Source organism: Streptomyces alboniger (assembly GCF_008704395.1).
Lineage (GTDB): Bacteria > Actinomycetota > Actinomycetes > Streptomycetales > Streptomycetaceae > Streptomyces > Streptomyces alboniger.
Window position 1 is genome coordinate 1,666,931 of the sequence record NZ_CP023695.1, and the last position, 26,150, is coordinate 1,693,080.

Consider the following 26,150-nt stretch of genomic DNA (forward strand, 5'->3'; position numbering starts at 1 on the left):
CGGAAAATGAAGGGCATCGAACTGCGCGACGCCCGCGCACGCTACGGCCCTCTCGAAGCCCTGCACGGCATCACCCTCGCCGCCCCCGCCGCCACCCTCACCGTCCTCCTCGGCCGCAACGGCTCCGGCCGCACCACGGCCCTGCGCGCCCTCGCCGGGACGATCCCCCTCTCCTCGGGAGCCGTGCTCCGCGACGGGCGGGACATCACCCGGCACGCGGCCCACGAACGAGCGGCCCGCGGCCTGTGCTTCGTACCGGACCGCCAGGCGGTGTTCTCCTCCCTCACCGTCGCTGAGAACCTGGAACTCTGCGACGCCGAAGGCGACTTCGGCCACGCCCTGACCGTCTACCCCGAGCTGCGCCCGCTGCTGCCCCGCCGCGCGGGCACCCTGTCGGGCGGCGAACAACGCATGCTCGCCCTCTCCCGGGCCCTGCTCACGCGGGCCCCACACTCCCCGGCCCCGCACTCCCCGGCCGCGGTGATCCTCGTGGACGAGCCGACACAGGGCATGTCCCCCACCGTCGCGGCCCGCACCTACACGCACCTGACCGACCTGGCCGCCGACCAGGGCGCCTGCGTCGTCGTCGCCGAACAACAACTGCCGCCCGCCTTGCGCGAGCGCGCGAGCCGGACGGCAGTGGTCGTACACGAACTACGGCGGGGCACGGTGGCCCTCAGCGGAGAGGCCGCGGAGTTCAACCCCGCCCCGACGCCCCCGAGCCGCCGCGTCCCGGAATGAGAAGCTTCACCCCGACGGCGAGCCGGTCGGGGCTGCTCCCGACGACACCGCGGTTGGCCCGGTAGAGGGCCTGCCAGCCCCCGGCGACCTGGTACCGCCGAGCGATCGAACTCAGCGTCTCCCCGGGCTGGACCACATGCACGTGCCGGTCGAATCGGTCGAGCCGCTCGAACCGTTCGATCCGCACCTTCCTGGAGCAGGCGGGCCAGGCCTTCCAGCCCTGGGTGACCAGCACCTTCTCGGCGACCTTGATCTGCTCCGCCTTGGTGGCGAGGTCGGCGCGCGGCGCGTACGCGAGCCCGCCGTGCTCCTCCCAGGTCGGCTGCCAGAACTGGAGGCCGCCGTAGAAGCCGTTGCCGGTGTTCGTGTCCCAGCGCCCGTTGCTCTCGCACTGGGCGAGGCAGTGCCAGGGCCCCTTGTCGAGAGGACAGTCGTACTCCCCGGACGGGGCGCCGAGCCGCGGCGGCGCAGCCGCGGACGCGGCGGCCGGTGGCAGCGCCACCGCGGCCAGAACCGCGCCCACGACCACCGCCAAGGCCCTCGACGATCGCCTGGGACGGGTGAGCGGATGCCTCGGATGCGTGAGATACCTCGGATGCGTGAGCGGATGCCTCGACTGCGTCAGCTGCATCGGGTCACGCTAGGCAGCCGCGCCCCGGGCCCGGCGCGTGCCGCGCCCGCCGCGGCCGCGACCCCACCCGGACGGAGGCTCAGACGTTCAGCCGCTGCCCCGGCACGATCACGTGCGGATCGCCGCCGATGACCGCCCGGTTGGCCGCGTACACCCGCTGCCAACTGCTCCCGTGCCGGGCCGCGATGCCGCTGAGGGTGTCACCCGACTGGACGGTGTAGGTCCCGGAAGCGCCCCGGGAGGTCCCCCGGTCGGCACGTCCCGTCCCACCGCCCGGCTGGCGCTCGCCGGCGTCGGGCGCGGGCTTCACCGCCTTCGGCGCGGGCGCGGGCGCGGGCTTCGCGGGCTTGGGCGCCGGCGCCGCGGCGGACGGCGCGCTGCCGTACGCCCCCGCCCGGGCCGCGCAGGTGGGCCACGCGCCCCATCCCTGGGCGCGCTGGACCTTGGTGGCGACAGCGATCTGCTGCGCCTTCGACGCCTTGTCGGCGGTGGCCGCGTAGGCCCCTCCGCCGTACGCGCGCCAGGTACTCGCGGAGAACTGCAGCCCGCCGTAGTAGCCGTTGCCCGTGTTGATCCGCCAGTTGCCGCCGCTCTCGCACCGTGCGATGCGGTCCCACACCCCGCCGTCGGCCGCGGCGGCCTGGCCGGTCGCGGCGAGCAGCCCCAGGGGCGCGAAGAGCGCGGCCCCTGCGATCACTGCCGTCGTGCGAATGCGCTTGGGACGTGCGGTCATGAATTTCCCTCTCGAAGGACCCGGGCTCCCCCTGGCCGTACGGTCCCCTCACGCGTCCGGCGCCCGGGGTCCGTCCGGTCCGCCCGCCGGGGTCGGTGCTGTGCTCGGTCGAACCTGTGCTTGGTCGAACCTGTGCTTGGTCGGAGCTGGCTGTGCGACCGGCGGACGTACCCGAGCGGTGCTCGCTGCACACGGCGGTGGAATCTAGGAGCCCGCTCGCCCCGGTATCAACCGACTCCTTGTCATTCCAGGCCAGTTGCGCGTTACCGAGGGTATCGGCTAATTCCAGCCACCCACTTCATTCGCTGATATCAGTATTTGTCGACCGCTCGGGCCGGTGATCTGTGACTCACCTCACCGCCCCAACTTCCCTGCACCGCCCACCTGTTGGCGCTCAGTGACAGATTCCGGGGCCCGACTCACCCTCCGCTGCGGATGGTTCGATTCCGTTCGCCTTCATCCGTGACTTGCGCCACTGATCCACCGTTGTCTTCTTATGAGCCGGGCACCGACCGGCTCGCCACACCCTCCCCAAGCACCCCACGTAACGATCCCGAGGAGCCACCCGTGCCGCGCATGCTCGACGTCAGCGACGACGTACGCGCCGAGATCGGCGACGAAGAAGCCGACCGGCTGCTCGCCGGAGAGAACACCCCGGGCAGCTACGACTGCACGTCCTGCCGGACCCCGGGCGACTCCGAGCAGGAGCGCACCAGCACGGTCCTGTTCGTCGGCGACGAGACCGCCGTACTCGCCTTCGCGCACGCCACCTGCCTGCCCTCCCAGATCGTGACGGTCTCCGAGGAGCAGTTGCAGGGTGCCGTGCGGTCCATCACCGGCGAGGAAGCCGAGGGCGACGCCGCCCCCAGTCAGGCCGTCCTCGGCGTGACCAGCGGCCTGGTCCTGATCGAGGGCGAGCTGCGCCCCGCACTCGTCGTCGAGCCCACCGGACCCATCGCCCGTCCGGGCGCGGCTCCCGGCGGCGGCGATGAGTTCCTGCCGCTCCTGATCGAGCAGGGCTTCATGCCGACGACCTCCCTCGACGGCGTGCCGCCCGTGCTGCACGGCTGGTCGGTGCTGCTCGCCATGGGCCAGCTGCACGCCGTCCTCCAGCCCGGCACGGGCGGCGGCTCACCCGTCGCCTGGTGGCAGGCCCACCAGCCGCTCCAGGTCACCGACGCGTGGCGGGCGGCGGCGAACAAGACGCAGAGCGTGCTGCTCTTTGCCGCGCCCGCGGGCTCCATCGGCCGCCAGCCGCGCGAGGACCTGTTGCGGGACGCCCTGGACAGGACGGCGGCCCGCGGACACCTGGTCGCGTGCACGATGCCGCTGGCCGGCACCTGACCGACCGGGTGCCCCGGGGCCGCGTCCTGACCGCGACCGCGCCGGTCACGCACCTGCCGGAGCCGGAAAGCCGCGCGGCCCCCGCATCCGTCGGGCGGCGGTTTCGTTGGCACAGACGTGCACACATACGACCCCTCCCGCCCCCGGCCGACGTACCAGAACCCGATCCCGTCCATGCGCACGGCGCAGGACACCACGGGCGAGCGCTCGGCCACACCGATCTACGACACGCTGTACTCGGAGTACCGCAGGGCCTTCCGGTCCCTGCCGGGCGACCGCACCGGCGAGGAGAATCTCGGGTTCACCGCCTTCGGCACCGGGCCGTACGGCACGCAGCACCGCGGCGACGGACGCTACGACTCGCGTCACGACCCGCGGCAGAACTCCTTCGGCCAGTTCCACGTGGGCCGCTACGGCCAGTACGACCAGCACTACGCGGGAGCGGGCCAGCACCTCACCGGACACCACTACTTCCCCGCGGCCCTGCCGCCGGCTCCCCGCCGCGAGCACTGAGCACGGCCCACGCCGAGCAGTGAAAAAATGCCCGGCCCCCGAGAGCGGGGGCCGGGCATTCACGTACGTACGTACCGTCTGGCGTACGTCTCGCCGGGGACTACTTCTTGCGGCCGCGCTTCTCGCGCACCCGCACCGAGATATGGATCGGCGTCCCCTCGAAGCCGAACTCCTCGCGCAGGCGGCGCTCCAGGAAGCGGCGGTAGCCCGCCTCGATGAAGCCCGACGCGAAGAAGACGAAGCGCGGCGGCTTCGTGCCCGCCTGGGTGCCGAAGAGGATGCGGGGCTGCTTGCCGCCGCGGACCGGGTGCGGGTGGGAGGCGACGATCTCGCCGAGGAACGCGTTCAGACGGCCGGTCGGCACGCGCGTCTCCCAGCCCGCGAGGGCCGTCTCGATCGCCGGGACGAGCTTCTCCATGTGCCGGCCGGTGGCCGCCGAGACGTTGACCCGCGGCGCCCACGCGACCTGGGCCAGCTCGGTCTCGATCTCCCGCTCCAGGTAGTAGCGGCGCTCCTCGTCGAGGGTGTCCCACTTGTTGTACGCCACGACGATCGCGCGGCCCGCCTCGACGGCCATCGTCACGATGCGCTGGTCCTGGATCGAGATGTTCTCGGAGGCGTCGATGAGGATCACCGCGACCTCCGCCTTCTCGACGGCGGCGGCGGTGCGCAGCGAGGCGTAGTAGTCGGCGCCCTGCTGGAGGTGGACGCGCTTGCGGATGCCCGCCGTGTCGACGAACTTCCAGGTGACGCCGCCCAGCTCGATCAGCTCGTCGACCGGGTCGCGGGTGGTGCCCGCCAGTTCGTTGACGACCACGCGGTCCTCGTTCGCCACCTTGTTGAGCAGCGAGGACTTGCCGACGTTCGGGCGGCCGATGAGCGCGATGCGGCGGGGGCCGCCGACGGCCGTGCCGAAGGTCTGCTCGGGCGCCTCGGGCAGCGCCTCCAGGACGGCGTCCAGCATGTCGCCGGTGCCGCGGCCGTGCAGCGCGGAGACGGGGTGCGGCTCGCCGAGGCCGAGGGCCCACAGGGCGGTGGCGTCGGCCTCGCCGGAGGGGCCGTCGACCTTGTTGGCGCACAGGACGACGGGCTTGCCGGCCTTGCGCAGGAGGCGCACGACGGCCTCGTCGGTGTCGGTGGCGCCGACCGTGGCGTCGACGACGAAGACCACGGCGTCCGCGGCCTCGATGGCGTACTCCGCCTGGGCGGCGACGGACGCGTCGATGCCGAGCACGTCCTGCTCCCAGCCGCCGGTGTCGACGAGCTTGAAGCGGCGGCCGGCCCACTCGGCCTCGTACGTGACGCGGTCGCGGGTCACGCCGGGGCGGTCCTCCACGACGGCCTCGCGGCGGCCGATGATGCGGTTCACCAGTGTCGACTTGCCGACGTTCGGGCGGCCGATGACGGCGAGGACGGGCAGCGGGCCGTGGCCCGCCTCCTCGATGGCACCCTCGACATCCTCGATGTCGAAGCCCTCTTCGGCGGCGAGCTCCATGAACTGCGCGTACTCGGCGTCGCCGAGCGCCCCGTGGTCGTGCTCGGCGAAGCCGTCGCCCTCGGGCTGGATCTGGTCGCTCATGAAGTCCGTACCTCGTCGTTCATCGTGGTGATCGGTGCGCCGGCCTTTCGACGGCCGGGGCACTACTTGATAAGTCTCGCTCAGCGCCCGGTCAGGCGCCTGGCGTTTTCCAGGTGGGCGGCGAGCCGCCCCTGGATGCGCACGGTCGCCTCGTCGAGCGCCTTGCGCGTACGCCGGCCGGTGCCGTCGCCCGCTTCGAACGGGTCTCCGAAGACGACGTCGACCCGGCTGCGCAGCGGGGGCAGCTGCTTTATCAACCGTCCGCGCTCCTCGGTGCTTCCCAGCACCGCGACCGGGACGATCGGGGCGCCCGAGCGCACCGCGAAGTACGCGAGCCCGGCGCGCAGCGACGCGAAGTCGCCCTCGCCCCGGGTGCCCTCAGGGAAGATCCCGAGGACGCCGCCCTGGTCCAGGACGCCGAGGGCCCGGGTGATGGCCGTCCGGTCGGCGACCGAGCGGTCCACCTTGACCTGGCCGATGGCGCTCAGGAAAGGGCCGAGCGGGCCGATGAACGCTTCCTTCTTGATCAGGAAGTGCGTCGGCCGGGGCGCGACGCCCATGACCATGGGGCCGTCCACGTTGTGCGAGTGGTTGACGGCCAGGATGGCGGGGCCGCTCGCGGGCACCCGCCATGAGCCGAGGACCCGCGGCTTCCACAGGCCGTACATGAGGCCGACGCCGATGCGCCGGCCCACCTCGGCACCGCGCTCGGAAGCACCTTCGGTCACTTGGCGGCCCGCTTCTCCCCGACGAGGGTGACGACGCACTCGATGACCTGCTGGAGCGTGAGCTCGGTGGTGTCGACCTCGACGGCGTCGTCGGCCTTGGCCAGCGGGGACGTCTTGCGGCTCGAGTCGGCCGCGTCCCGCTTGATCAGGGCTTCCTGGGTCGCCTTGACGTCGGCGCCCTTCAGCTCGCCCGAGCGGCGGGCGGCGCGCGCCTCGGGAGAGGCGGTGAGGAAGATCTTCAGGTCGGCGTCGGGCAGCACGGTCGTGCCGATGTCACGGCCCTCGACGACGATGCCCTTCTCGGCCGACCGGGCGATGGCGCGCTGGAGCTCGGTGATGCGGGTGCGCACCTCGGGGACTGCGCTGACCGCGCTGACCTTGGAGGTGACGTCGGTGGTGCGGATCGGGCCCGCGACGTCCGTGCCGTCGACCGTGATGGTCGGGGCGGCCGGGTCGGTGCCGGAGACGATCTCGGGCTTGCCCGCGACGGCGGCGATCGCGCTCGGGTCGGTGAGGTCGATGCCGTTGTGCACCATCCACCAGGTGATCGCCCGGTACTGGGCGCCGGTGTCCAGGTAGCTGAGGCCGAGCTGGGCGGCGACGGCCTTGGAGGTGCTCGACTTGCCCGTGCCGGAGGGCCCGTCGATGGCGACGATCACTGCTGCCGGGGCGGCGGTTGCTGCGGTTTCCACGGGGGGCGGGCACCTTTCGCGGTACGCGGGGCGGGGAGGCGGGGCGCGAACACGCCCCGCACAAGGTTACTGGCTCGCGCACGCTGCCCCGACAGCCCCTTCGGCGGCCCCCCGCCGCGGGCCTCCCGGTCCCCTACTGCCCGTTCGACTACAGCCGGTTCGACTACTGCCGGATCGACCAGCCCCGCTCCCGCAGCGCCGCGCTCAGCGCGGACGCGGCCCTCGGCTCGACCATGAGCTGCACCAGACCCGCCTGCTGGCCGGTCGCGTGCTCGATGCGCACGTCCTCGACGTTGACGCCCGCGCGGTCCGCGTCGGCGAAGATGCGGGCCAGCTGGCCCGGCTGGTCGTCGATGAGGACCGCGACGATCTCGTACGCGGCCGGCGCCGTGCCGTGCTTGCCGGGCACCCGGGTCTGGCCGGCGTTCCCGCGCCGCAGCATGCTCTCGACGCCCGCCGCGCCTTCGGCCCGCTTCTGCTCGTCGGCGGACTGGAGGGCCCGCAGCGCCGTCACGGTCTCGTCGAGGTCCCCGGCGACCTGGGCCAGCAGATCGGCGACCGGGCCGGGGTTGGCGGAGAGGATGTCGATCCACATCCGGGGGTCGGACGCGGCGATCCGCGTGACATCGCGGATGCCCTGGCCGCACAGGCGTACCGCGGTCTCCTCGGCGTTCTCCAGGCGGGCCGCGACCATGCTGGAGACCAGGTGCGGCATGTGGGAGACGAGGGCGACCGCGCGGTCGTGGGCGTCGGCGTCCATGACCACGGGAACGGCGCGGCAGAGCGCGACCAGCTCCAGGGCGAGGTTGAGCACCTCGGTGTCGGTGTCGCGGGTCGGGGTGAGCACCCAGGGCCGCCCCTCGAAGAGGTCGGCGGTGGCGGCGAGCGGACCGCTGCGCTCGCGTCCGGACATGGGGTGCGTGCCGATGTACGGGGTGAGGTCGAGGCCCAGCGCCTCAAGCTCGCGGCGCGGGCCGCCCTTGACGCTCGCCACGTCGAGGTAGGCGCGGGCGGTGCCGCGCCGCATGGCGTCGGCCAGCGTGGCGGCGACGTGCGCGGGCGGTACGGCGACGACGCACAGGTCGACAAGTCCCTCAGGGGATTCGTCGGTACCGGCGCCGAGCGCGGCGGCGGTGCGGGCCTGCGCCGGGTCGTGGTCGGCGAGGTGGACGGTCACGCCGCGGGAGGCGAGGGCCAGGGCGGCGGAGGTGCCGATCAGGCCGGTGCCGATGACGAGGGCGGTTCTCACTGGGCGATGTCCTTGCGGAGTGCGGCGGCGGCACCGAGGTAGACGTGCGCGATCTCGGAGCGGGGGCGGTCGGTCTCGATGTGCGCGAGGACGCGGACGACACGGGGCAGGGCGCCCTCGATGTCCAGTTCCTGCGCGCAGAGCAGCGGTACGTCGGCGAGGCCGATGCCGAGCCCGCGCGCGGCGGCCGCGGGGAAGTCGGAGTGCAGGTCGGGGGTGGCCGTGAACCAGATGCTGATCAGGTCCTCGCCGGTCAGTCCGTTCCGCTCAAGGACGGCGGTGAGCAGCGCGCTGACCTGCTCGCCCATGTGCGCGGCGTCGTCCCTCTCCAGCTGGACGGCGCCCCGGACCGCTCGTACCGCCACGTCACAGCTCCTCGTATCGCGTACGTCGTACGTTCATCGGGTGGGCCTCAAGCCTATCCAGCGCCGCACCCGGGGGCGCGCGGGGCCGGTCGGGCCCCGTACGCTCCCCGCATGCCCGCTCAGGACCTGGTACGCGACCACACGATCTACGCCTGCGTGATGGGCTCGCGCGCCTTCGGTCTGGCCACGGAGGGCAGCGACACCGACCGCAGGGGCGTCTTCGTGGCCCCCACCCCACTGTTCTGGCGCTTCGAGAAGCCGCCGACGCACGTGGACGGGCCGGCCGATGAACAGTTCTCCTGGGAACTGGAGCGCTTCTGCGAACTCGCGCTGCGCGCCAACCCGAACATCCTGGAGTGCCTGCACTCCCCGCACGTCGAGCACGTCACGGACACCGGCCGCGAGCTGCTCGCGCTGCGCGGGGCGTTTCTCTCCCGTCGGGTCCACGGCACGTTCACCGGTTATGCCGCGAGCCAGCGCAAGAAGCTGGAGGCGGACATCCGCCTCCACGGCGCCCCTCGCTGGAAGCACGCCATGCACCTGCTGCGGCTGCTCATGTCCGGGCGCGACCTGCTGCGCACCGGCGAACTGACGATCGACGTCGGCGACCTGCGGGAGCCGCTCCTCGCGGTCAAGCGCGGCGAGGTGCCCTGGCCGGAGGTCGAGTCGTGGATGAACCGGCTCGCGGCCGAGGCGGAGCAGGCGGTTCGGCAAAGCCCCCTCCCCGACGAGCCGGACGGGGACAGGATCACGGACTTCCTGTTCCGTGTGCGGCGGGCGTCGGCCCTGGCCGCCTGAGCCCGTCACCGGCCGTTCAGGCGTCCCAGAGTGCCCCGAACCCCAGCAGCTCGTCCCGGTGCTCGATCCGCTCGACCCAGTCGGCCGGCCATGCGTCGGCGCCGAGGTGCGCGCCCGCGAAGGCGCCCGCCAGGCAGGCGATCGAGTCCGAGTCGCCCGAGGTGCAGGCGGCCCGGCGCAGCGCGGTGACGGGCTCGTCGACGAACATCAGGAAGCAGAGGAGGCCGGTGGCGAGGGCCTCCTCGGCGATCCAGCCCGCGCCCGTGGCCAGGCAGGGGTCGGTCTCCGGGTTGGCGTTCCTCAGCTCGGCTTCCAGGCGCTCCAGGACGGCCAGGCACTCGTCCCAGCCGTGGGAGATGAACCGCTCCGGTGCCGAGGCCCGGGAGCGGGACCACAGGTCGCCGAGCCACGCCTCCCGGTAGTGGGTGCGGTTCTCCAGCGCGTACGAGCGCAGGAGACCCACCAGGCCCATCGGTTCCGCGCCCCGGGCCAGCAACCGCACCGCGTGTGCCGTGAGGTCGCTCGCGGCGAGCGCGGTGGGGTGGCCGTGGGTGAGCGCGGACTGCATCTGGGCGGCGCCCGCCCGCACCTCGTCGTCGATGCCGGGCACGAGCCCGAGCGGCGCGACCCTCATATTGGCCCCGCACCCCTTGGAGTGCAGCCGGCTGGCGTCCCGCCAGTCGCGTTCCTCGTCGGCGAGCAGTTCGCAGGCCTGGATGCAGGTGTTGCCCGGGGCGCGGTTGTTGTCCGGCGACACGTTCCAGGCGACGAACTCGCGGCGGGCGAGCAGCGCGAAGCGCTCCGGACCGCACAGGCCGCGCGCGGCGGCGGCCTTGAGGGCGCGGCTGAGCGCGAGGGTCTTCTGCGTGTCGTCCGTGATGAGGGCGGGGTCCGGCAGCCCCATGCCCCGCCAGGGGCCGGACTTCGTGAGGATCGACGGCACGTCGTCGAACTCGGTCGGGAAGCCGAGCGCGTCGCCGAGGGCGAGCCCGATCAGGGATCCGGAGGCGGCGCGCTTCATGAGGACGGTCCTTCCGAGGTGGGGCGCAGCAGGGGCGGGTGCAGGGCGCCGGCGGTGCCGGCCCGGAAGAGCGCCGCGGGTTTGCCGCGCCCGCCGGTCAGCCGCGCGGCGCCGGGGATCGCCTCGACGAGTCCCGCGGTGCCGACGACCTTGCGCCGGAAGTTCGCGGGGTCCAGCTCGGCGCCCCACACCGCCTCGTAGACCTGTCGCAGCTCGCCGAGCGTGAACTCGGGCGCGCAGAAGGCGGTGGCGAGCCCGGTGTACTCCAGCTTGGCGCCGATCCGTTCGTGGGCGTCGGCGAGGATCCGGTCGTGGTCGAAGGCGAGCGGCCGGTAGGTCGCGGGGCTGTAGGGCAGCCAGGCCGCGCGGGCCGCGTCGCCTCCCCCGCGCGCTTTCGGCGGGTCGGCGACGAGTGCCGCGAACGCGACGGAGACGACCCGCATGCGCGGATCACGGTCCGGTTCGCTGTAGGTGCGCACCTGCTCCAGGTGGAGCCCGCTGACGTCGGCGAGCCCGGTCTCCTCGGCCAGCTCGCGCTGCGCCGCGCTCTCGGCGGACTCGTCGGGCAGCACGAATCCGCCGGGCAGCGCCCAGCACCCCTCGTACGGCTCCTGGCCGCGCTCGACGAGCAGCACGTGCAGCGCGCCCTCGCGGATGGTGAACACCGCCAGATCGACGGTGACGGCGAACGGCTCGAAGGCGTACTTGTCGTAGCCCCGCATGCACGACCACCCCCCTCTCTTTAGAGTCTCATTGACTATAAAGAGAGGGGGGTGGCCCTGCCAAGCGATTCCCCAGGGGTGTCTAGAGCTCGACTTCCTTCATGAGCATGCCGACCTCCGTGTTCGAGAGGCGCCGCAGCCACCCGGACTTCTGGTCGCCCAGGGTGATCGGCCCGAAGGCCACCCGCACCAGCTTGTCGACGGGGAAGCCGGCCTCGGCGAGCATGCGCCGCACGATGTGCTTGCGGCCCTCGTGGAGGGTGACCTCGACGAGGTAGTTCTTGCCGGTCTGCTCGACGACACGGAAGTGGTCCGCGCGGGCGTACCCGTCCTCCAGCTGGATGCCGTCCTTGAGCTGCTTGCCCAGGTCACGCGGGATCGGGCCCACGATGTGCGCGAGGTAGACCTTCTTCACGCCGTACTTGGGGTGGGTCAGGCGGTGCGCCAGCTCGCCGTGGTTGGTGAGCAGGATGACGCCCTCGGTCTCGGTGTCGAGCCGCCCCACGTGGAAGAGCCGCGTCTCGCGGTTGGTCACGTAGTCGCCGAGGCACTGGCGGCCCTCGGTGTCCTCCATGGTGGAGACGACACCGGCGGGCTTGTTGAGCGCGAAGAACTGGTACGACTGCGTGGCCACCGTCAGGCCGTCGACCTTGATCTCGTCCTTCTCGGGGTCGACGCGCATCCCCTGCTCGACGACGATCTCGCCGTTGACCTCGACGCGGGCCTCGTCGACCAGCTCCTCGCAGGCACGGCGCGAGCCGTAGCCCGCGCGGGCCAGCACCTTCTGGAGCCGCTCGCCCTCCTGCTCGGCGCCCGGGAAGGTCTTGGGGAGGTTCACCTTGGGCTTGCCCGCGTACCGCTCGCGGTTGCGCTCCTCCTGGCGGGTGTCGAACTCGCGGGAGGTCGCGGGGGCGGGGCGACGGCTGCCGCGGGCGCCTGCGCCCTGGGAGGTCCGGGGACCGCCCTTGGCGCCGCCACGCGCGGCCGCGCCGCGGCCCTTCCTCGCCGCGGACCCGAAGACCGCGTCGGAGCCGCCCACGTCATAGCGACGCTCCTCGGGGCGCGGCTTGCTCGGCCTGCTGGGCTTGTCGTCGCGCCTGTCGTCTCGCCTGTCGCCCGGCCTGCCGCCGCCCTGCCGGTCGCCCGGCTTACCGCCCTGCCGGTCGTCGCGGCCGTTACCGGCACCCCGGTAGTTGCCGCGGCCACCGCTGCTGCCACGGCCGCCGCTGTTGCCACCACGGCTCCCGCCGTTGTTTCCGCTGCTGTTCTTGCCGTTGCTGCTTCGCATCAAAGTTCCGTTTAGTCGGCTGTGTCCTGGGTGTATTCGTACCCCGGCGCATCGGGTGCGTCCGGGTCGAACGACGGAACGCCCTCCTGGCTCTCGGCCTCGATCGCATCCGCCTCGGGGAGGAAGGGCGCGAGCTCCGGTAGCTCGTCCAGGCCACGCAGGCCCATCCGCTCCAGAAAATAGTTCGTCGTCCTGTACAGGATCGCACCTGTTTCGGGTTCCGCGCCCGCCTCCTCCACCAGACCCCTCTGGAGGAGGGTGCGCATCACGCCGTCGCAGTTCACCCCGCGCACCGCGGAGACCCTCGAACGACTGACCGGCTGGCGGTACGCGACGACCGCGAGGGTCTCCAGAGCCGCCTGGGTGAGCCGCGCCTGCTGCCCGTCGAGCACGAAGCCCTCCACGGCGGCGGCGTACTCGGGGCGCGTGTAGAACCGCCAGCCGCCCGCGACGAGCCGCAGCTCGAAGCCCCGCCGCTGGACGGTGTACTCGTCGGCGAGCGCGCGCAGCGCGTCGGCGACCTCGCGCCTGGGCCGCTGGAGGATCTTCGCCAGGTGTTCCTCGGTGGCCGGCTCGTCGACGACCATCAGGACGGCCTCGAGCGCGGGCCGCAGCTCCAGGTCCGCGACGGCTCCGGCCAGGGCGCCGGCTCCGGCCAGGGCTCCCGCGGGGTGCTCGCTCACGCCATCTCCTCCATCGGCTCGGGGGCCCGGTCGAACTCGTCGGTCACGGTCGGCTCCCCGACGCCGTCCCCGCCGGTCCACCGCACCATCAGCTCCCCCAGGGGGTCCTCCTGGTCCAGGGCTACGGCCTTCTCGCGGTACAGCTCCAGCAGGGCGAGGAAGCGCGCGACCACGGTCAGGGTGTCCCCCGCGTCCTCCACCAGCACCTGGAAGCTGGCCTCCCCCCGCTCCCGCAGCCGGGCGACGACAAGACCGGCCTGCTCCCGCACGGACACCAGCGGGGCGTGGATGTGATCGACGTACACCTGCGGCTTCGCGCGCGGCCGCATCGCCTTCACGGCGAGCTTGGCGAACCCCTCGGCGCCGATGCTGATGACCACTTCCGGCAGCAGCTCGGCGTGGTGCGGCTCCAGGCCCACGGTCCGCGGATAGCGCCGCGCCTCCTCGTCGAGCCGCCCGCTGAAGATGTCCGCGATCTGCTTGTACGCGCGGTACTGGAGCAGCCGCGCGAACAGCAGGTCCCGCGCTTCGAGCAGCGCCAGGTCCGCCTCGTCCTCGACCTCGGCGGCGGGCAGCAGCCGCGCCGCCTTCAGGTCGAGCAGCGTGGCGGCGACCACCAGGAACTCGGTCGTCTGGTCGAGGTCCCAGTCGGCCCCCATGGCCCGGATGTGCGCCATGAACTCGTCGGTCACCTGTGACAGCGCGACCTCGGTGACGTCCAGCTTGTGCCTGGCGATCAGCTGGAGCAGCAGATCGAAGGGCCCTTCGAAGTTCGCGAGCCGAACCTTGAACCGCCCGTCGTCGGGCTCGGCCGACTGTTCCCCCGCATCGCCGTCGGAGCTGTGGGCAGGCGTCCCGCCGGGGGACTCACCAGGCCCTCGCCCAAGGGCGCGCCTGCGGGCGGGCGGTGCGGGGTCGTCGTTCGTGGCCATCAGGCGGGAAGGCTACCCCTTAGCGCCCGCGCAACCGTCGTACGAGAATGCTCGCGTCCCCGCGCGACTCCAGATCGGCGAGGACGACGGCGACCGCCTCCCGCACGATCCGTCCGCGGTCGACCGCGAGCCCGTGCTCACCGCGCAGCACGAGCCGCGCGTGTTCGAGGTCCATCAGCTCCTCGGCGGAGACGTACACGGTGATCTTCTCGTCGTGCCGCTCGCGTCCGCTGGGCCGCCGGTTGGCCGCCCGCGCCCGCCGCCGCGCCTGCGCGGTGGAGGAGCCGGACTTGCCGCCGCCCTGCGCGGCGGAACCGGCAGAACCTTCCTGCGCCGGGGCCGCACGGCCTGCCGCGCCCTCCGAGGCGGCGGCCCTGCTGCGGGACTCGGCGCCCGACTCCGCGTCCGTGGCTGCGTGTTCGGCGGGCTCACCGCCCTCGCCGTGCGCCGCGTTCTCGGCCGATGCCGCCGCCTCGTCGCTCTCGCCCGCCGGGGCGGGCACCCTCGCCTCGCCGTTGGCCGGGCGCCGCGGGGAGGACGACTGGAGGGCCATCCCCCCGGTCGTACGGAACAGTTCGTCGGCCCCGGGCAGACTCACTCGGCGTGACACCGGGCGAGCACCTCCCTGGCGAGCTGACGATAGGCGGCCGCGCCGACCGAGTTGGAGGCGTACGTGGTGATCGGCTCACCGGCGACCGTGGTCTCCGGGAAGCGGACCGTGCGCCCGATGACCGTGTGGTACACGTGGTCGTCGAAGGCCTCGACCACGCGCGCGAGCACCTCCCGGCTGTGGACCGTGCGGGAGTCGTACATGGTCGCGAGGATGCCGTCCAGCTCCAGCTCGGGGTTGAGCCGCTCCTGGACCTTCTCGATGGTCTCCGTCAGCAGGGCCACACCGCGCAGCGCGAAGAACTCGCACTCCAGCGGCACGATCACCTTGTGAGCCGCCGTCAGGGCGTTCACGGTGAGCAGGCCGAGCGAGGGCTGACAGTCGATCACGATGTAGTCGTAGTCCTGCATCAGCGGCTTGAGCGCCCGCTGGAGCGTGGACTCGCGCGCGACCTCGCTCACCAGCTGCACCTCGGCGGCCGACAAGTCGATGTTGCTGGGCAGCAGGTCCATGTTCGGGACCGCCGTCTTCAGGAGCACCTCGTCCGCGGACATGCCGCGCTCCATGAGGAGGTTGTAGACCGTCAGGTCCAGCTCCATCGGGTTCACCCCGAGGCCCACCGAGAGGGCGCCCTGCGGGTCGAAGTCGACGAGCAGGACCCGTCGCCCGTACTCCGCGAGGGCGGCGCCCAGGTTGATGGTCGACGTCGTCTTGCCGACGCCGCCCTTCTGGTTGCACATCGCGATGATCTTGGCCGGACCGTGGTCGGTCAGCGGACCCGGGATCGGGAAGTACGGCAGCGGGCGGCCGGTGGGGCCGATGCGCTCGCGGCGCTGACGGGCGGCGTCCGGGGCGAGCGTGGCCGCGTACTCCGGATCGGGTTCGTACTCGGCGTCTGGGTCGTAGAAGTGCCCTTGGGGCAGTTCCTCGTAGTCGGCGAGGGGGGTGTGGGTGTTATCGCCACTCCGGTCGCCGGCCATGGCGTTCACGTGATGGCCATCCATGCTCTGGGGTGCTGACTGTGTCGGCTGGGGGCTCTGCCGGGCTTCGAAGGTGCGGACAGCGACGGAGCCGACAGCCTCGAGCCCGACGGGTCCTTGGTCCCGCACAGACATTCCTGGTTGACCACCCCCGGGAGCAAATGTCGACTCATTCACAAGTCGTCTTACCTCCTTGGTGACCAGGAAATTTCTCGATAGGTCAGCGTGGCACCATGCCGACGGTTGGCGACTCTATGGCGTGTCACCGCTCCGCAGCAACACAATCCGCCGGACCGGACCCGATGTGTCGGCAAAGGAACACCTCGATGTCAAGGGCATACGGCTTGCCAACGGCACGTTTCCGGGGTGGGCGAAACGGCTAAAGGGTTACGTTCAAGGCGAGTTGAGCGTGTCCACACGGATACGCATACGGCCGGACCCCTCTCAAGGTCCGGCCGCGGGCGTGAGATTGACGACTTTCGTTGACGAAAGTGTCCGAGACCGACCGGAGTCGGTCACCTGGGTCAGCCGAGGAGCGACTCCAGCTCAAGGTGTTCGAGACCGTGGGCCTCGGCGACCTGCCGGTAAACGACCTTGCCGTCATGGGTGTTGAGACCCAGGGCCAGCGCGGGGTCGCGGCGCAGCGCCTCGACCCAGCCGTTGTTCGCGAGCGACACGATGTAGGGCATCGTCGCGTTGGTGAGCGCGTAGGTGGAGGTGTTGGGCACCGCGCCGGGCATGTTGGCGACGCAGTAGAAGACCGAGTTGTGGACCGGGAAGGTCGGCTCGGCGTGCGTGGTCGGCCGCGAGTCCTCGAAGCAGCCGCCCTGGTCGATCGCGATGTCGACAAGGACACTTCCCGGCTTCATGCGGGAGACCAGCTCGTTGGTGACCAGCTTCGGGGCCTTGGCGCCCGGGATGAGGACGGCGCCGATGACGAGGTCGGCCTCCAGGCAGGCCTTCTCCAGCTCGAAGGCGTTGGAGACGACGGTCTGGATCTTCGTGCCGAAGATCTTGTCGGCTTCCTTGAGCTTGTTGATGTCCTTGTCGAGCAGGGTCACGTGGAAGCCCATGCCGATGGCGATCTGCGCCGCGTTCCAGCCGGAGACACCGCCGCCGATGACGACGGCCTTGCCCGCGGCCACGCCCGGGACGCCGCCCGGCAGGACGCCGCGGCCGCCGTTGGCGGCCATCAGGTGGTAGGCGCCGACCTGCGGGGCGAGGCGGCCCGCGACCTCGGACATCGGGGCGAGCAGCGGCAGCGCGCGGTTCGCGGTCTCGACGGTCTCGTACGCGATGGCGGTCGTGCCCGACTCCAGGAGCGCGTCCGTGCACTCCTTGGACGCGGCCAGGTGCAGGTAGGTGAAGAGCGTCTGGTCCTTGCGGAGGCGGTGGTACTCCTCCGCGATGGGCTCCTTGACCTTCAGGAGCAGGTCAGCGGCGGCCCAGACCTCGTCGGCGGTGTCCAGGATCCGGGCACCGGCCGAGACGTACTCGGCGTCCGTGATCGAGGAGCCGACGCCGGCGTTCCGCTCGATGACGACCTGGTGGCCGTGGCGCACCAGCTCGTGCACACCGGCGGGGGTGATGGCCACCCGGAACTCGTTGTTCTTGACCTCGCGGGGGATGCCGACCTTCATCGTCGATCACGGTCCTTGGCTCAGGGGATATCTCGGGCAATGCGACACAGACCGGTGCACACGAGGGCGCAACGGAGGACACCACGAATGTACGCGGCGGAGCCAGTCTAATGAAGGATTTCCTGCTGTCTAGCCTTTCAATACTTCAATCCTCTGCGGATGCACTACGGATTTCGCAGGCGGAAGGTGCTGCTCCACCGTTTGTTTCAAGCCTGGCGGCTTCCGGGTACTCCCCTCCCAGCATGCGCTCGGCCGCGCTCCTGTGCAGCCGGGCGGCCGCCGGGTCACCGAGCCGCTCCAGGGTGTCCGCGAGGCGCAGCTGCAACGCCGCTTGCAGACGTACGTCGTTGGCGTGTCGCGCCCACTCGACGGCTTCCTGACAGGTACGCAGCGATTCCTCGGGCCGGCCCGCGTACTCCTGCACACGGGCCATCTCGCTCAACGCCCGTGCCTGGGCGGCCACATCGCCGTTCTTGCGGTGTCCGGTGAGGGCCGAACTCCAGTTGCGCAGCGCCTCGCCGTAGCGTCCCGCGTAGGTGTGCACGGCCGCGATACGGCCGTAGAGGCGGGCGGCGTCGGCGCGCTCGCCGCGGGCCAGGCGCTGGGCCAGCGCCCTGCCGAACCAGTCGGAGGCCCGGGACCAGTCCCCCAGCTCCTGGTAGGCGCCGCCTACGGATTCCATCGCGCGTCCGGTGGCGTACGGATCGCCCGCCGCGCGGCCCGCGTCCAGCGCCGCCCGGTAGCGGGCGAGCGCGTCGTGCGTACGGCCCGTCTGCGCGTCGAGGTCCGCGAGGTTCAGGAGCGCGGCGGCCTTCTCACGCGGCAGGTCCCGCCGCTCGGCCACGTCCAGGACCAGCCGGTGGATGCCGTAGAGGTCAGGGGCGGCCGCCTGGGTGCCGCGGTGCGCGACCAGGGCCCGGGTCAGGGCCGCCATCAGGCGCCGGGCGAGGGTGTCCAGCTCGCCGTCGGCCACGGCGAGGCGGGCCGCGGCGAGCAGGGCGGGCCGCCGGGTCGAGAGCCACTCTGCGGCGGCGCCGGGGCCGTCGAAGCGCAGGGCGCGCGGCAGTCCCGCGATCTTCTTGCGGGCCGCGGAGGCATCCGGCTCGGTGACCGCCCGGCAGGACTGGAGCAGCCGTACGGTCCGCTCCAGCATCCGGGCGCGGGCCAGCTGGAGCTCGGCCGGGCGGTCCTGGCTCTCGGTGAGGGACCGCAGGAGCGGCACGAGGCAGCCGGGCACCTCGTACTGCGGCAGCGAGGACTCCACGCGCCGGACGAGTCCGAGGGCGGCGAAGTCGTCGAGGGCGGCCTTGGCCCCGGAGACCGAGCAGCCCGCGAGCGCGGAGGCGGTGTGCGGGTCGACGTGGCCGGCCGGGGCGAGGGAGAGCAGGCGCAGGACCCGCGCGGAGGGCCCGGACAGCGAGGCGTAGGTGTGCCGGAAGACCCGTGCGAGGGGCGAGCCCTCCGCGGGCAGGTCGTGCACCCGCTTGGCCAGGTCGGCGACGGCCGCCTTGGGGCGTACGGAGAGCCAGCCCCCGGCGAGCACCAGGGCCGCCGGATGGGCGGCGCACGCCTCGACCAGGGACTCCGCGGAGCGCGGGTCCACCGTGATGCGCACGGGTCCCGCGGCGCGGGAGAGCAGTTCCACCGCGGCCGCCTTGTCGAGACCGCCGAGCGTGCACGGCCGCACGTCGGGGATGCCGGTGAGCGGGCCCTGGGAGACGGCGACGACCAGGCAGCCGGGGGTGTCGGGGAGCAGCGCGTCGACCTGTTCGGCGTCCGCCGCGTCGTCGAGGAGCAGCAGGGCCCTGCGCTCCTTCAGGGCGCCCCTGAGCAGTGCGCAGAGGTCGTCCGCGCAGGCGCCGGGCGGCGCGGGCACGGCCAGGGCGTCGAGGAGTTCGCGGGCGGTGCGCTCGGTCGGCACCCGCTCGCCGTCGGGCTCCGAGAGGCGGGCCCGCAGCACTCCGTCGGGGTAGTCGCCCGCGAGCCGCCGTACGAGTTCCTCGGCGAGCGCGGTGCGGCCCGAGCCGGGGCGGCCCGCGACGAGCAGGACGCGGGCGCGGGGCGCTTTGCGGCCGGACAGGGTGTCGAGTCCCGCCCGGTCGACGTCCGCCCGCAGCTCCTTCAACTCCCGGAGCCGGCCGACGAACTGATCGTTTGCCGGCTCCCCAGCGGTACCGGCCGGGGACGGCACCGCGCCGCCCGCCGCCGTACCGTCCGTGTCGACCGCCTGATCCGTCACGGGCCACGCTCCCGTCCGCCTGCGCACGAACCCGCCGGGACTTCTGGCGGGACGCTTTCAGAGCCTAGTTCAGGCCCCGCGGGGCTTCGGGACACGCGGCGCGCACAAGTCCCCCGATCGGATCAGCAGATCGTCATACCGGTAGGGCTGTCCGGGGAGCGCCCCTCGCCGCCTACGCCTCGAAGGGGCGCGCGGGCCAGGGGGCCTCGGCCGGGCGCAGCGCGTCGACGCCGTCGCCGTTCAGGGCCGCGTACAGCGAAAGGACGCCCACGACGAGGCAGTTGTTGTGCAGCTCGCCGGCGAGCACCCCGCGGACGAGTTCGTCGAGCGGGACACGGGTCAGCTCCATGTCGGCCTCCTCCTCGAAGACCTCGAAGCGCTCCCCCTCGGCCTCGGCGAGATCGCGGGCGAGGAAGACGCGCACGGCCTCGTCGCAGCCGCCGGGGCTGGTGTAGACGTCGGTGAGGACCCGCCAGTCGCCCGCCTTGACGTGCGCCTCTTCGTACAGCTCGCGCTGCGCGGCGTGCAGGGGGTTCTCACCGGGGACGTCGAGCAGTCCGGCGGGGATCTCCCAGAGCTTGTGGCGGACCGGGTGGCGGTACTGGCGGATGACCAGGACGTTGCCCTCGCCGTCGAGCGCGAGGACGGCCACCGAGCCGGGGTGGGCCTGGTAGTCACGGCGGACCACGGATCCGTCGGGCATCACCACGTCGTCGGTGCGCACCGAGGTCTTGTTGCCCACGAAGGGCGTCTGCGTGGCCGTGACCTGCCACTCCTCGGCGGTGTCCTTGATCGTCATGTCGCCCTGTCCTCCCACACGTGCAAACGAAACCGGGGCACGCGCCTCGAAAGGCACGCACCCCGGCAACCGTAACGCCCCGATGTCACTTACCGGACTTCACGCCCGCCTTGCGCTCGCCCTGCTGCCGCTCGACGGCGGCCTTGACCAGGCCCGCGAAGAGCGGGTGCGGACGCGTCGGGCGGGAGCGCAGCTCCGGGTGCGCCTGAGTGGCGACCAGGTAGGGGTGCACCTCGCGGGGGTACTCGACGTACTCGACGAGCTTGCCGTCCGGGGAGGTGCCGGAGAACAGGATCCCGGCCTTCTTCTCCAGGTCGGCGCGGTAGGAGTTGTTCACCTCGTAGCGGTGGCGGTGGCGCTCCTCGACGTACTCCTTGCCGTCGTACACCTCGCGCGCGATGGAGCCCTCGGCCAGCTTGGCCGGGTACATGCCAAGGCGCATCGTGCCGCCCATGTCGCCCTCGCCCGCGACGATGTCGAGCTGCTCGGCCATGGTGGAGATCACCGGGTGGGCCGTGGCGGCGTCGAACTCCGTCGAGTTCGCGTCGGGGATGTCCGCGAGGTTGCGGGCGGCCTCGATGACGATGCACTGGAGGCCGAGGCAGATGCCGAGCAGCGGCACCTTGTTCTCGCGGGCGTACCGGATGGCGCTGACCTTGCCGTCGACGCCGCGCTCGCCGAAGCCGCCGGGGATCAGGATCGCGTCGACGTCGCCGAGCTGCTTCTTGGCGCCCGCCGGGGTCTTGCAGTCGTCGGAGGTGACCCACTTGACCTTGACGCGGGCCTTGTTCGCGAAGCCGCCGGCGCGCATCGCCTCGGTGATCGAGAGGTACGCGTCGGGCAGGTCGATGTACTTGCCCACGAGCGCGACGGTGACCTCGTGCTTCGGGTTGTGCACGCGGTCGAGCAGGTCGTCCCACTGCGTCCAGTCGACGTCGCGGAACGGCAGGTCGAGCTTGCGCACGACGTAGGCGTCGAGGCCCTCGGTGTGCAGCACCTTCGGGATGTCGTAGATCGACTTGGCGTCGATGGCGGCGACCACGGCGGCCTCGTCGACGTCGCACATCAGCGAGATCTTGCGCTTGATGGCGGTCGGGACCTCGCGGTCGGCGCGCAGCACGATGGCGTCCGGCTGGATGCCGATGTTGCGCAGGGCGGCGACCGAGTGCTGGGTCGGCTTGGTCTTCAGCTCGCCGGAGGGGCCGATGTAGGGCAGCAGCGAGATGTGCACGACGAAGACGTTGTCCCGGCCGACCTCGTGGCGGACCTGGCGGACGGTCTCCAGGAACGGCAGCGACTCGATGTCGCCGACCGTGCCGCCGACCTCCGTGATCACGACGTCGACGTCGTCGGTGGCCATGCGGCGGATGCGGTGCTTGATCTCGTTGGTGATGTGCGGGATGACCTGGACGGTGTCGCCGAGGTACTCGCCGCGCCGCTCCTTGGCGATCACCTGGGAGTAGACCTGGCCGGTCGTCACGTTCGCCGAGCCGTCGAGGTCGACGTCGAGGAAACGCTCGTAGTGGCCGATGTCCAGGTCGGTCTCGGCGCCGTCGTTGGTGACGAACACCTCACCGTGCTGGAAGGGGTTCATCGTGCCCGGGTCGACGTTCAGGTACGGGTCGAGCTTCTGCATCGTGACACGCAGGCCACGCGCCTTGAGGAGCGCACCCAGGCTGGAGGCAGTCAGACCCTTGCCGAGGGAGGAGGCGACACCCCCGGTGACGAAGATGTGCTTGGTCGTCGTGGATTTGGGCTGCATGGCCAAGGGGGGCTCCCGTGTCGCGGTCTGAAGGGGGCGTACCGGCGGCCTCACCAGGGATTCGGGGGAGGCGCCGTCGCTGCGGTTCGGGGGTTCTATGACCACCGGCTCACGGGCTACCAGGGTATCAGCGACGGAAGGAGCATGCTTCCGGCCACGCTCCGCCATCAGGCGCACACAGTGGCGTCACAGGACCCGCACCTGCACAATTACCGGAGACACCACCTCTCACCTGCCGCTCACCCGTTCGGCCGCGCCTCGTTGCCGGGAGGGGCGCGCGGATCACCAACGTGCGTCGTATCCTGCTCGGACACTCGCTGCCGAGCCCCCTCCGGCACACGGCACCACCCCGCCTTGCACCCGGAACAAGCGCTCGGCAACGATCACTTGACCGCAGACCAGTAAGTAAGCGCCCCGCGGGGCGAACGTGGCCGTTCGACTGGAGATGCACGTGGCCGGGCGCATCGAGGACTACGCACTCATCGGAGACATGCAGACCGCAGCCCTGGTCTGCCGGGACGGCACAGTCGACTGGCTGTGCCTTCCCCGCTTCGACTCCCACGCCGTTTTCGCCGGCCTGTTGGGCACCGAGGAGCACGGCTTCTGGCGCCTCGGGCCCGCGTACGCGCCGGAGGCGCAGCCACCCACGGCTGCCCGCCGCACCTATCGCGGCGACTCCCTGGTGCTCGAATCGGAGTGGGACACCCCGCGCGGCACTGTCCGCGTGATCGATTTCATGCCGCCGCGCGACACCGACGCGCCCCAGCTGGTGCGGATCGTCGAGGGCGTCACCGGCCGGGTGCCGATGCGCTCGGCGCTGCGGATGCGTTTCAGCTACGGGCGTGTGGTGCCCTGGGTGCACAAGGTCGACGGCCGCACGGTGGCCGTCGCGGGACCAGACTCCGTGTGGCTCGATTCCGACGCCGAGACCTTCGGCAAGGACCTCACCACGTACTCGGACTTCACGGTCTCGCCAGGCGAGCGGATCGCGTTCACCATCTCGTGGCAGCCCTCGCACAGGCAGCAGCCCGCCCTGCCGGAGCCCGAGACGGCGCTCGCGGCCACGGAGGACTTCTGGCGCGAGTGGGTCGACCACTGCACGTACCACGGGCCCTACCGGGAGGCCGTGGTCCGCTCGCTGATCACCCTGAAGGCGCTCACGTACGCGCCGACGGGCGGCATCGTCGCGGCGCCCACCACCTCGCTGCCCGAGGACATCGGGGGCTCGCGGAACTGGGACTACCGCTTCACCTGGCTGCGCGACGCGGCGATCACCCTGTCGTCGCTGCTGCGCACGGGCTACCGCGAGGAGGCCCGCGCCTGGCGCGAGTGGCTGCTGCGCGCGGTGGCGGGCGACCCGGAGAACCTCCAGATCATGTACGGCATCGCCGGCGAGCGCGAGCTGGGCGAGACGGAGCTGGACTGGCTGCCCGGGTACGAGGGCTCCCAGCCGGTCCGGGCGGGCAACGGCGCCGCCCACCAGCTCCAGCTCGACGTCTACGGCGAGGTCACCGAGGCGCTGCACCTGGCGCACATGACCGGCCTGGCCCGCAACGACTACGCCTCGCTGCTCCAGCTCAAGCTGATCCGCTACCTCGAGGACCACTGGGACGAGCCGGACGAGGGCATCTGGGAGGTGCGAGGACCGCGCCGCCACTTCGTGCACTCCAAGGTGATGGCCTGGGTCGCCGTGGACCGCACCATCAAGCTCCTGGAGTCCGGTGAGGCCGACGGCCCGCTGGAGAAGTGGCGCGAGCTGCGCGACGACATCCACCGGGACGTGTGCGAGAAGGGCTACGACCCGGAGCGCAACACCTTCACGCAGTCGTACGGCTCCAAGGAACTGGACGCCTCGCTGCTGCTGATCCCGCAGATGGGCTTCCTGCCGCCCGACGACAAGCGCGTCATCGGCACGATCGAGGCGATCCAGCGGGAGCTCTCGACGTCGGACGGGTTCATCCTGCGCTACCCCACGGCCGGCGACGACGAGGGTGTGGACGGCCTCGAGGGCGACGAGGGCGCGTTCCTCGCCTGCTCGTTCTGGATGGCCGACGACCTCGCGATGATCGGCCGGGTCGACGAGGCCCGCAAGCTCTTCGAGAAGCTGCTGGCGCTCCGCAACGACCTGGGGCTGCTCGCGGAGGAGTGGGACCCGCGGCTCCAGCGCCAGGTGGGCAACTTCCCGCAGGCGTTCAGCCACGTGCCGTTGATCGACACGGCCCTGCGGCTGACGGCTTCGGGGGCGTACGGGGGCTAGCGGGCCGCGGGGCCTCGGACGGCGAGGCACCCTGCCGTGACGTGACGTACGCCACACGCGGCAGGGGGTCGCGCAATGTCCGTCCGGAAGTGACGAGTTGTCCCCCGCGAGAGCCCCGGGGCCGCCGCCGTGGCCGGTCGGAGATGTTCCGGTGCGGTGCGCCCCGGTAGCGTCCGCGCCATGGACAGTCAGGGCACTCGGGGCGGCATCACCGTGCAGCGCGCGCTGGAACTTCCGGGACTGCGCGGCGGGCTCCCCGAGGTCGTCGCGGGCGCGGACCGGCTCCAGCGGACGGTGCGGTGGGTGCACGCGGGCGAGGTGCCCAATATCGCCTCGCTGCTCAAGGGCGGCGAACTGCTGCTCACCACCGGGCTCGGGCTCGGGTCGCGCCCGGCCGAGCAGCGCGCGTTCGTGCGCGAGCTCGCGGAGCGGGGCATCGCGGCACTGGTCGTCGAGCTGGGTCCGCGCTTCGCCCGGCTGCCTGCGGCGATCGTGGAGACGGCGCGGACCGCAGGGCTGCCACTGGTGCAGCTGCACCGGGAGGTGCCGTTCGTGACGGTCACCGAAGAGGTGCACACCGAGATCGTCAACGGCCACTACGCGCTGCTCCAGCAGGCCGAGGAGGTGCACAGGCGGTGCACGGAGGCGCTGCTCGGCGGGGGCGGCATCCCCCAAGTCCTCGGCATCCTCGCGGAGTTCAGCGGCAACCCGGTGTTCCTGGAGACGGCGGACGGGCAGCTGCTGTACGCCGCGGGGGCGGGCACGGAGTGTGCGGATCCGCTCCAGGTGTGGGAGGGGCTGCGCGGCCGGAGCATCGAGAGGGGCGGCCCGCCCGCGGGCGCGGTCCTCGTCGACGTGCCGGGCGGTGGGCCCGGCGCGGGCTCGGTGCGGGCCCGTCTCGTACTGCTGGCCGTGGAGGCGGCGCCGCTGCCGGTGCACCGCATCGCCGCGGAGCGGGCGGCGAGCAGTCTCGCGGTGGTGCTGATGCAGGCCCGCCAGGAGGAGGAGCTGGCGGCGCGCGGCCGCGGCGACTTCCTCACCGATCTCGCGGAGGGGCGGATCGCGGCCGACGACGCCCCGGCGCAGGCCCGCGTCCTCGGCTTCAAGCCGGTCCCCGCGGACAGCCCTCTGCTGCCGGTGGTGATGCGGCTCGCGGACGGCCTGCCGACGGGCGGCGGCTGGGCGGTGCTCGCGCGGGCGGTCGCGGAGGAGCTGGCGTCCGTGGGCGTGCCGGTGCTGCTCGGCGTACGTCCCGTGGAGGGCCGGGTGCCCCTGCTCCTCGGCCTGCGGTCGGAATCCGAGAGGACCGCGGTGGCCGACCGGGTCGCGGCGGCGCTGCGGGCCGGGGTCGAGCGGGCCGGGATGCGGCGGCCGGGGGCCCAGCCGCCCGTCGTCGTGGTCGGCGTAGCGGGCGGCTGGGCGGCGGCGTCGGCGGGACTGCGGCACGCGGCGGAGACGGCGACGGCCGCGCAGGGCCTGACCGACCGCCCCTGGTACGACGCGCGGCGCCTGGACATCGACCTGCTGCTGTGGCGGCTGCACCGCCATGACGAGGACGGGGTCCTGGCGGCGTTCGTGGACCGCGCGATCGGCCCCCTGCGCACCCATGACGAGCGTTCGAAGCCGCCGCTCCTGCCCACGCTCCAGACGTATCTGGCGCATGCGGGACGCAAGGCGGAGACGGCACGCGAGCTGCATCTGAACCGGCAGACGCTGTACAACCGCCTGGCCCGGATCAGCGAACTCCTGGGCACCGACCTCGACGATCCGCAGACGGTTCTCGCACTGAGCCTGGCGCTGCGGGCGCGCAGGCACGTGACGTAGGCGGGTGAGGTCGGCACCCG

At 72.2% G+C, this 26,150-nt stretch carries 24 protein-coding genes; 6 read left to right on the forward strand and 18 right to left on the reverse strand.

The window, feature by feature from the left end:
* Positions 1-6 precede the first annotated feature (6 nt).
* Positions 7-741 carry an ATP-binding cassette domain-containing protein gene (locus tag CP975_RS07220; RefSeq protein ID WP_055536418.1) on the forward strand — a complete coding sequence of 245 codons (735 nt, stop codon included), beginning with the start codon at positions 7-9 and terminating at the stop codon, positions 739-741.
* Here CP975_RS07220 and CP975_RS07225 read toward each other — a convergent pair.
* Positions 698-1,270: a LysM peptidoglycan-binding domain-containing protein gene (locus CP975_RS07225; protein WP_425474311.1), complete on the reverse strand. Its 573-nt coding sequence runs from the start codon at positions 1,268-1,270 to the stop codon at positions 698-700. The genes CP975_RS07220 and CP975_RS07225 overlap by 44 nt on opposite strands.
* Positions 1,271-1,451: 181 nt before the next feature.
* The gene (locus CP975_RS07230; RefSeq protein ID WP_055536416.1) at positions 1,452-2,105 is read right to left on the reverse strand and encodes a LysM peptidoglycan-binding domain-containing protein; all 654 of its coding nucleotides are present in this window, start codon (positions 2,103-2,105) and stop codon (positions 1,452-1,454) included.
* A gap of 567 nt (positions 2,106-2,672) precedes the next feature.
* Between CP975_RS07230 and CP975_RS07235 the strand changes: the two genes are divergently transcribed.
* Positions 2,673-3,449 carry a hypothetical protein gene (locus tag CP975_RS07235; RefSeq protein ID WP_055536415.1) on the forward strand — a complete coding sequence of 259 codons (777 nt, stop codon included), beginning with the start codon at positions 2,673-2,675 and terminating at the stop codon, positions 3,447-3,449.
* A 174-nt stretch (positions 3,450-3,623) separates the two neighbouring features.
* Complete coding sequence (locus CP975_RS07240) at positions 3,624-3,962, forward strand: hypothetical protein (protein ID WP_037897915.1); 339 nt, start codon at positions 3,624-3,626, stop codon at positions 3,960-3,962.
* A 100-nt stretch (positions 3,963-4,062) separates the two neighbouring features.
* On the opposite strand, the gene der is transcribed toward CP975_RS07240, so the two are convergent.
* The 5 genes from der to aroH form a co-directional block, all read right to left on the reverse strand.
* Positions 4,063-5,541 (reverse strand): ribosome biogenesis GTPase Der, encoded by a 1,479-nt coding sequence (der, locus tag CP975_RS07245; protein ID WP_055536414.1) that lies wholly within the window; start codon positions 5,539-5,541, stop codon positions 4,063-4,065.
* An 80-nt stretch (positions 5,542-5,621) separates the two neighbouring features.
* Entirely contained in the window at positions 5,622-6,308 is a 687-nt protein-coding gene (locus tag CP975_RS07250; protein WP_425474229.1) for a lysophospholipid acyltransferase family protein, read from the reverse strand.
* On the reverse strand, positions 6,266-6,961 hold the full coding sequence (gene cmk, locus CP975_RS07255) for a (d)CMP kinase (protein ID WP_150476685.1): 696 nt from the start codon (positions 6,959-6,961) through the stop codon (positions 6,266-6,268). Before cmk ends, CP975_RS07250 begins: the two co-directional genes overlap by 43 nt.
* Positions 6,962-7,124: 163 nt before the next feature.
* Positions 7,125-8,210, reverse strand: a complete 1,086-nt coding sequence (locus CP975_RS07260) for a prephenate dehydrogenase (protein WP_055534973.1) — start codon at positions 8,208-8,210, stop codon at positions 7,125-7,127.
* Positions 8,207-8,575 carry a chorismate mutase gene (gene aroH, locus CP975_RS07265; RefSeq protein WP_055534975.1) on the reverse strand — a complete coding sequence of 123 codons (369 nt, stop codon included), beginning with the start codon at positions 8,573-8,575 and terminating at the stop codon, positions 8,207-8,209. The genes CP975_RS07260 and aroH overlap by 4 nt, the downstream gene beginning before the upstream one ends.
* 111 nt (positions 8,576-8,686) lie before the next feature.
* Here aroH and CP975_RS07270 point away from each other — a divergent pair, with 111 nt between their 5' ends.
* The gene (locus CP975_RS07270) at positions 8,687-9,373 is read left to right on the forward strand and encodes a nucleotidyltransferase domain-containing protein (protein ID WP_055534977.1); all 687 of its coding nucleotides are present in this window, start codon (positions 8,687-8,689) and stop codon (positions 9,371-9,373) included.
* Between the two features lie 16 nt (positions 9,374-9,389).
* On the opposite strand, the gene CP975_RS07275 is transcribed toward CP975_RS07270, so the two are convergent.
* The 11 genes from CP975_RS07275 to CP975_RS07325 form a co-directional block, all read right to left on the reverse strand.
* Positions 9,390-10,394: an ADP-ribosylglycohydrolase family protein gene (locus CP975_RS07275; RefSeq protein ID WP_055534979.1), complete on the reverse strand. Its 1,005-nt coding sequence runs from the start codon at positions 10,392-10,394 to the stop codon at positions 9,390-9,392.
* The gene (locus CP975_RS07280) at positions 10,391-11,116 is read right to left on the reverse strand and encodes an NUDIX hydrolase (protein ID WP_055534981.1); all 726 of its coding nucleotides are present in this window, start codon (positions 11,114-11,116) and stop codon (positions 10,391-10,393) included. Before CP975_RS07280 ends, CP975_RS07275 begins: the two co-directional genes overlap by 4 nt.
* 82 nt (positions 11,117-11,198) lie before the next feature.
* Positions 11,199-12,404, reverse strand: a complete 1,206-nt coding sequence (locus tag CP975_RS07285; protein ID WP_055534983.1) for a pseudouridine synthase — start codon at positions 12,402-12,404, stop codon at positions 11,199-11,201.
* 11 nt (positions 12,405-12,415) lie between these two features.
* Positions 12,416-13,087 carry an SMC-Scp complex subunit ScpB gene (gene scpB / locus CP975_RS07290; RefSeq protein ID WP_425474230.1) on the reverse strand — a complete coding sequence of 224 codons (672 nt, stop codon included), beginning with the start codon at positions 13,085-13,087 and terminating at the stop codon, positions 12,416-12,418.
* Positions 13,084-14,019: a segregation and condensation protein A gene (locus CP975_RS07295; RefSeq protein ID WP_055534985.1), complete on the reverse strand. Its 936-nt coding sequence runs from the start codon at positions 14,017-14,019 to the stop codon at positions 13,084-13,086. Before CP975_RS07295 ends, scpB begins: the two co-directional genes overlap by 4 nt.
* Before the next feature lie 19 nt (positions 14,020-14,038).
* Entirely contained in the window at positions 14,039-14,629 is a 591-nt protein-coding gene (locus CP975_RS07300; RefSeq protein ID WP_070321289.1) for a hypothetical protein, read from the reverse strand.
* A complete protein-coding gene (locus tag CP975_RS07305) occupies positions 14,614-15,744 on the reverse strand; it encodes a ParA family protein (protein ID WP_078594628.1) in 1,131 nt (376 codons plus the stop codon). Before CP975_RS07305 ends, CP975_RS07300 begins: the two co-directional genes overlap by 16 nt.
* 389 nt (positions 15,745-16,133) lie before the next feature.
* Positions 16,134-17,249: an alanine dehydrogenase gene (ald, locus tag CP975_RS07310; RefSeq protein ID WP_055534989.1), complete on the reverse strand. Its 1,116-nt coding sequence runs from the start codon at positions 17,247-17,249 to the stop codon at positions 16,134-16,136.
* A 145-nt stretch (positions 17,250-17,394) separates the two neighbouring features.
* A complete protein-coding gene (locus CP975_RS07315) occupies positions 17,395-19,488 on the reverse strand; it encodes a tetratricopeptide repeat protein (protein ID WP_150476686.1) in 2,094 nt (697 codons plus the stop codon).
* A 172-nt stretch (positions 19,489-19,660) separates the two neighbouring features.
* Positions 19,661-20,287: an NUDIX domain-containing protein gene (locus tag CP975_RS07320; protein WP_055534990.1), complete on the reverse strand. Its 627-nt coding sequence runs from the start codon at positions 20,285-20,287 to the stop codon at positions 19,661-19,663.
* An 85-nt stretch (positions 20,288-20,372) separates the two neighbouring features.
* The gene (locus tag CP975_RS07325) at positions 20,373-22,049 is read right to left on the reverse strand and encodes a CTP synthase (protein ID WP_055534991.1); all 1,677 of its coding nucleotides are present in this window, start codon (positions 22,047-22,049) and stop codon (positions 20,373-20,375) included.
* A gap of 427 nt (positions 22,050-22,476) precedes the next feature.
* On the opposite strand from CP975_RS07325, the gene CP975_RS07330 reads away from it, so the two are divergent.
* Positions 22,477-24,306 carry a glycoside hydrolase family 15 protein gene (locus CP975_RS07330; protein ID WP_199783171.1) on the forward strand — a complete coding sequence of 610 codons (1,830 nt, stop codon included), beginning with the start codon at positions 22,477-22,479 and terminating at the stop codon, positions 24,304-24,306.
* Between the two features lie 180 nt (positions 24,307-24,486).
* Positions 24,487-26,130, forward strand: a complete 1,644-nt coding sequence (locus CP975_RS07335) for a PucR family transcriptional regulator (protein ID WP_055534995.1) — start codon at positions 24,487-24,489, stop codon at positions 26,128-26,130.
* Positions 26,131-26,150 lie beyond the last annotated feature (20 nt).

Bases quoted from the DNA above. Each gene is read 5' to 3' on its own strand.
- CP975_RS07220 (WP_055536418.1), top strand. From the start codon at position 7: ATGAAGGGCATCGAACTGCGCGACGCCCGCGCACGCTACGGCCCTCTC.
- CP975_RS07230 (WP_055536416.1), bottom strand. From the start codon at position 2,105: ATGACCGCACGTCCCAAGCGCATTCGCACGACGGCAGTGATCGCAGGG.
- CP975_RS07240 (WP_037897915.1), top strand. From the start codon at position 3,624: ATGCGCACGGCGCAGGACACCACGGGCGAGCGCTCGGCCACACCGATC.
- der (WP_055536414.1), bottom strand. From the start codon at position 5,541: ATGAGCGACCAGATCCAGCCCGAGGGCGACGGCTTCGCCGAGCACGAC.
- CP975_RS07270 (WP_055534977.1), top strand. From the start codon at position 8,687: ATGCCCGCTCAGGACCTGGTACGCGACCACACGATCTACGCCTGCGTG.
- CP975_RS07275 (WP_055534979.1), bottom strand. From the start codon at position 10,394: ATGAAGCGCGCCGCCTCCGGATCCCTGATCGGGCTCGCCCTCGGCGAC.
- CP975_RS07280 (WP_055534981.1), bottom strand. From the start codon at position 11,116: ATGCGGGGCTACGACAAGTACGCCTTCGAGCCGTTCGCCGTCACCGTC.
- CP975_RS07285 (WP_055534983.1), bottom strand. From the start codon at position 12,404: ATGCGAAGCAGCAACGGCAAGAACAGCAGCGGAAACAACGGCGGGAGC.
- CP975_RS07295 (WP_055534985.1), bottom strand. From the start codon at position 14,019: ATGGCCACGAACGACGACCCCGCACCGCCCGCCCGCAGGCGCGCCCTT.
- CP975_RS07305 (WP_078594628.1), bottom strand. From the start codon at position 15,744: ATGTCTGTGCGGGACCAAGGACCCGTCGGGCTCGAGGCTGTCGGCTCC.
- ald (WP_055534989.1), bottom strand. From the start codon at position 17,249: ATGAAGGTCGGCATCCCCCGCGAGGTCAAGAACAACGAGTTCCGGGTG.
- CP975_RS07320 (WP_055534990.1), bottom strand. From the start codon at position 20,287: ATGACGATCAAGGACACCGCCGAGGAGTGGCAGGTCACGGCCACGCAG.
- CP975_RS07325 (WP_055534991.1), bottom strand. From the start codon at position 22,049: ATGCAGCCCAAATCCACGACGACCAAGCACATCTTCGTCACCGGGGGT.
- CP975_RS07335 (WP_055534995.1), top strand. From the start codon at position 24,487: ATGGACAGTCAGGGCACTCGGGGCGGCATCACCGTGCAGCGCGCGCTG.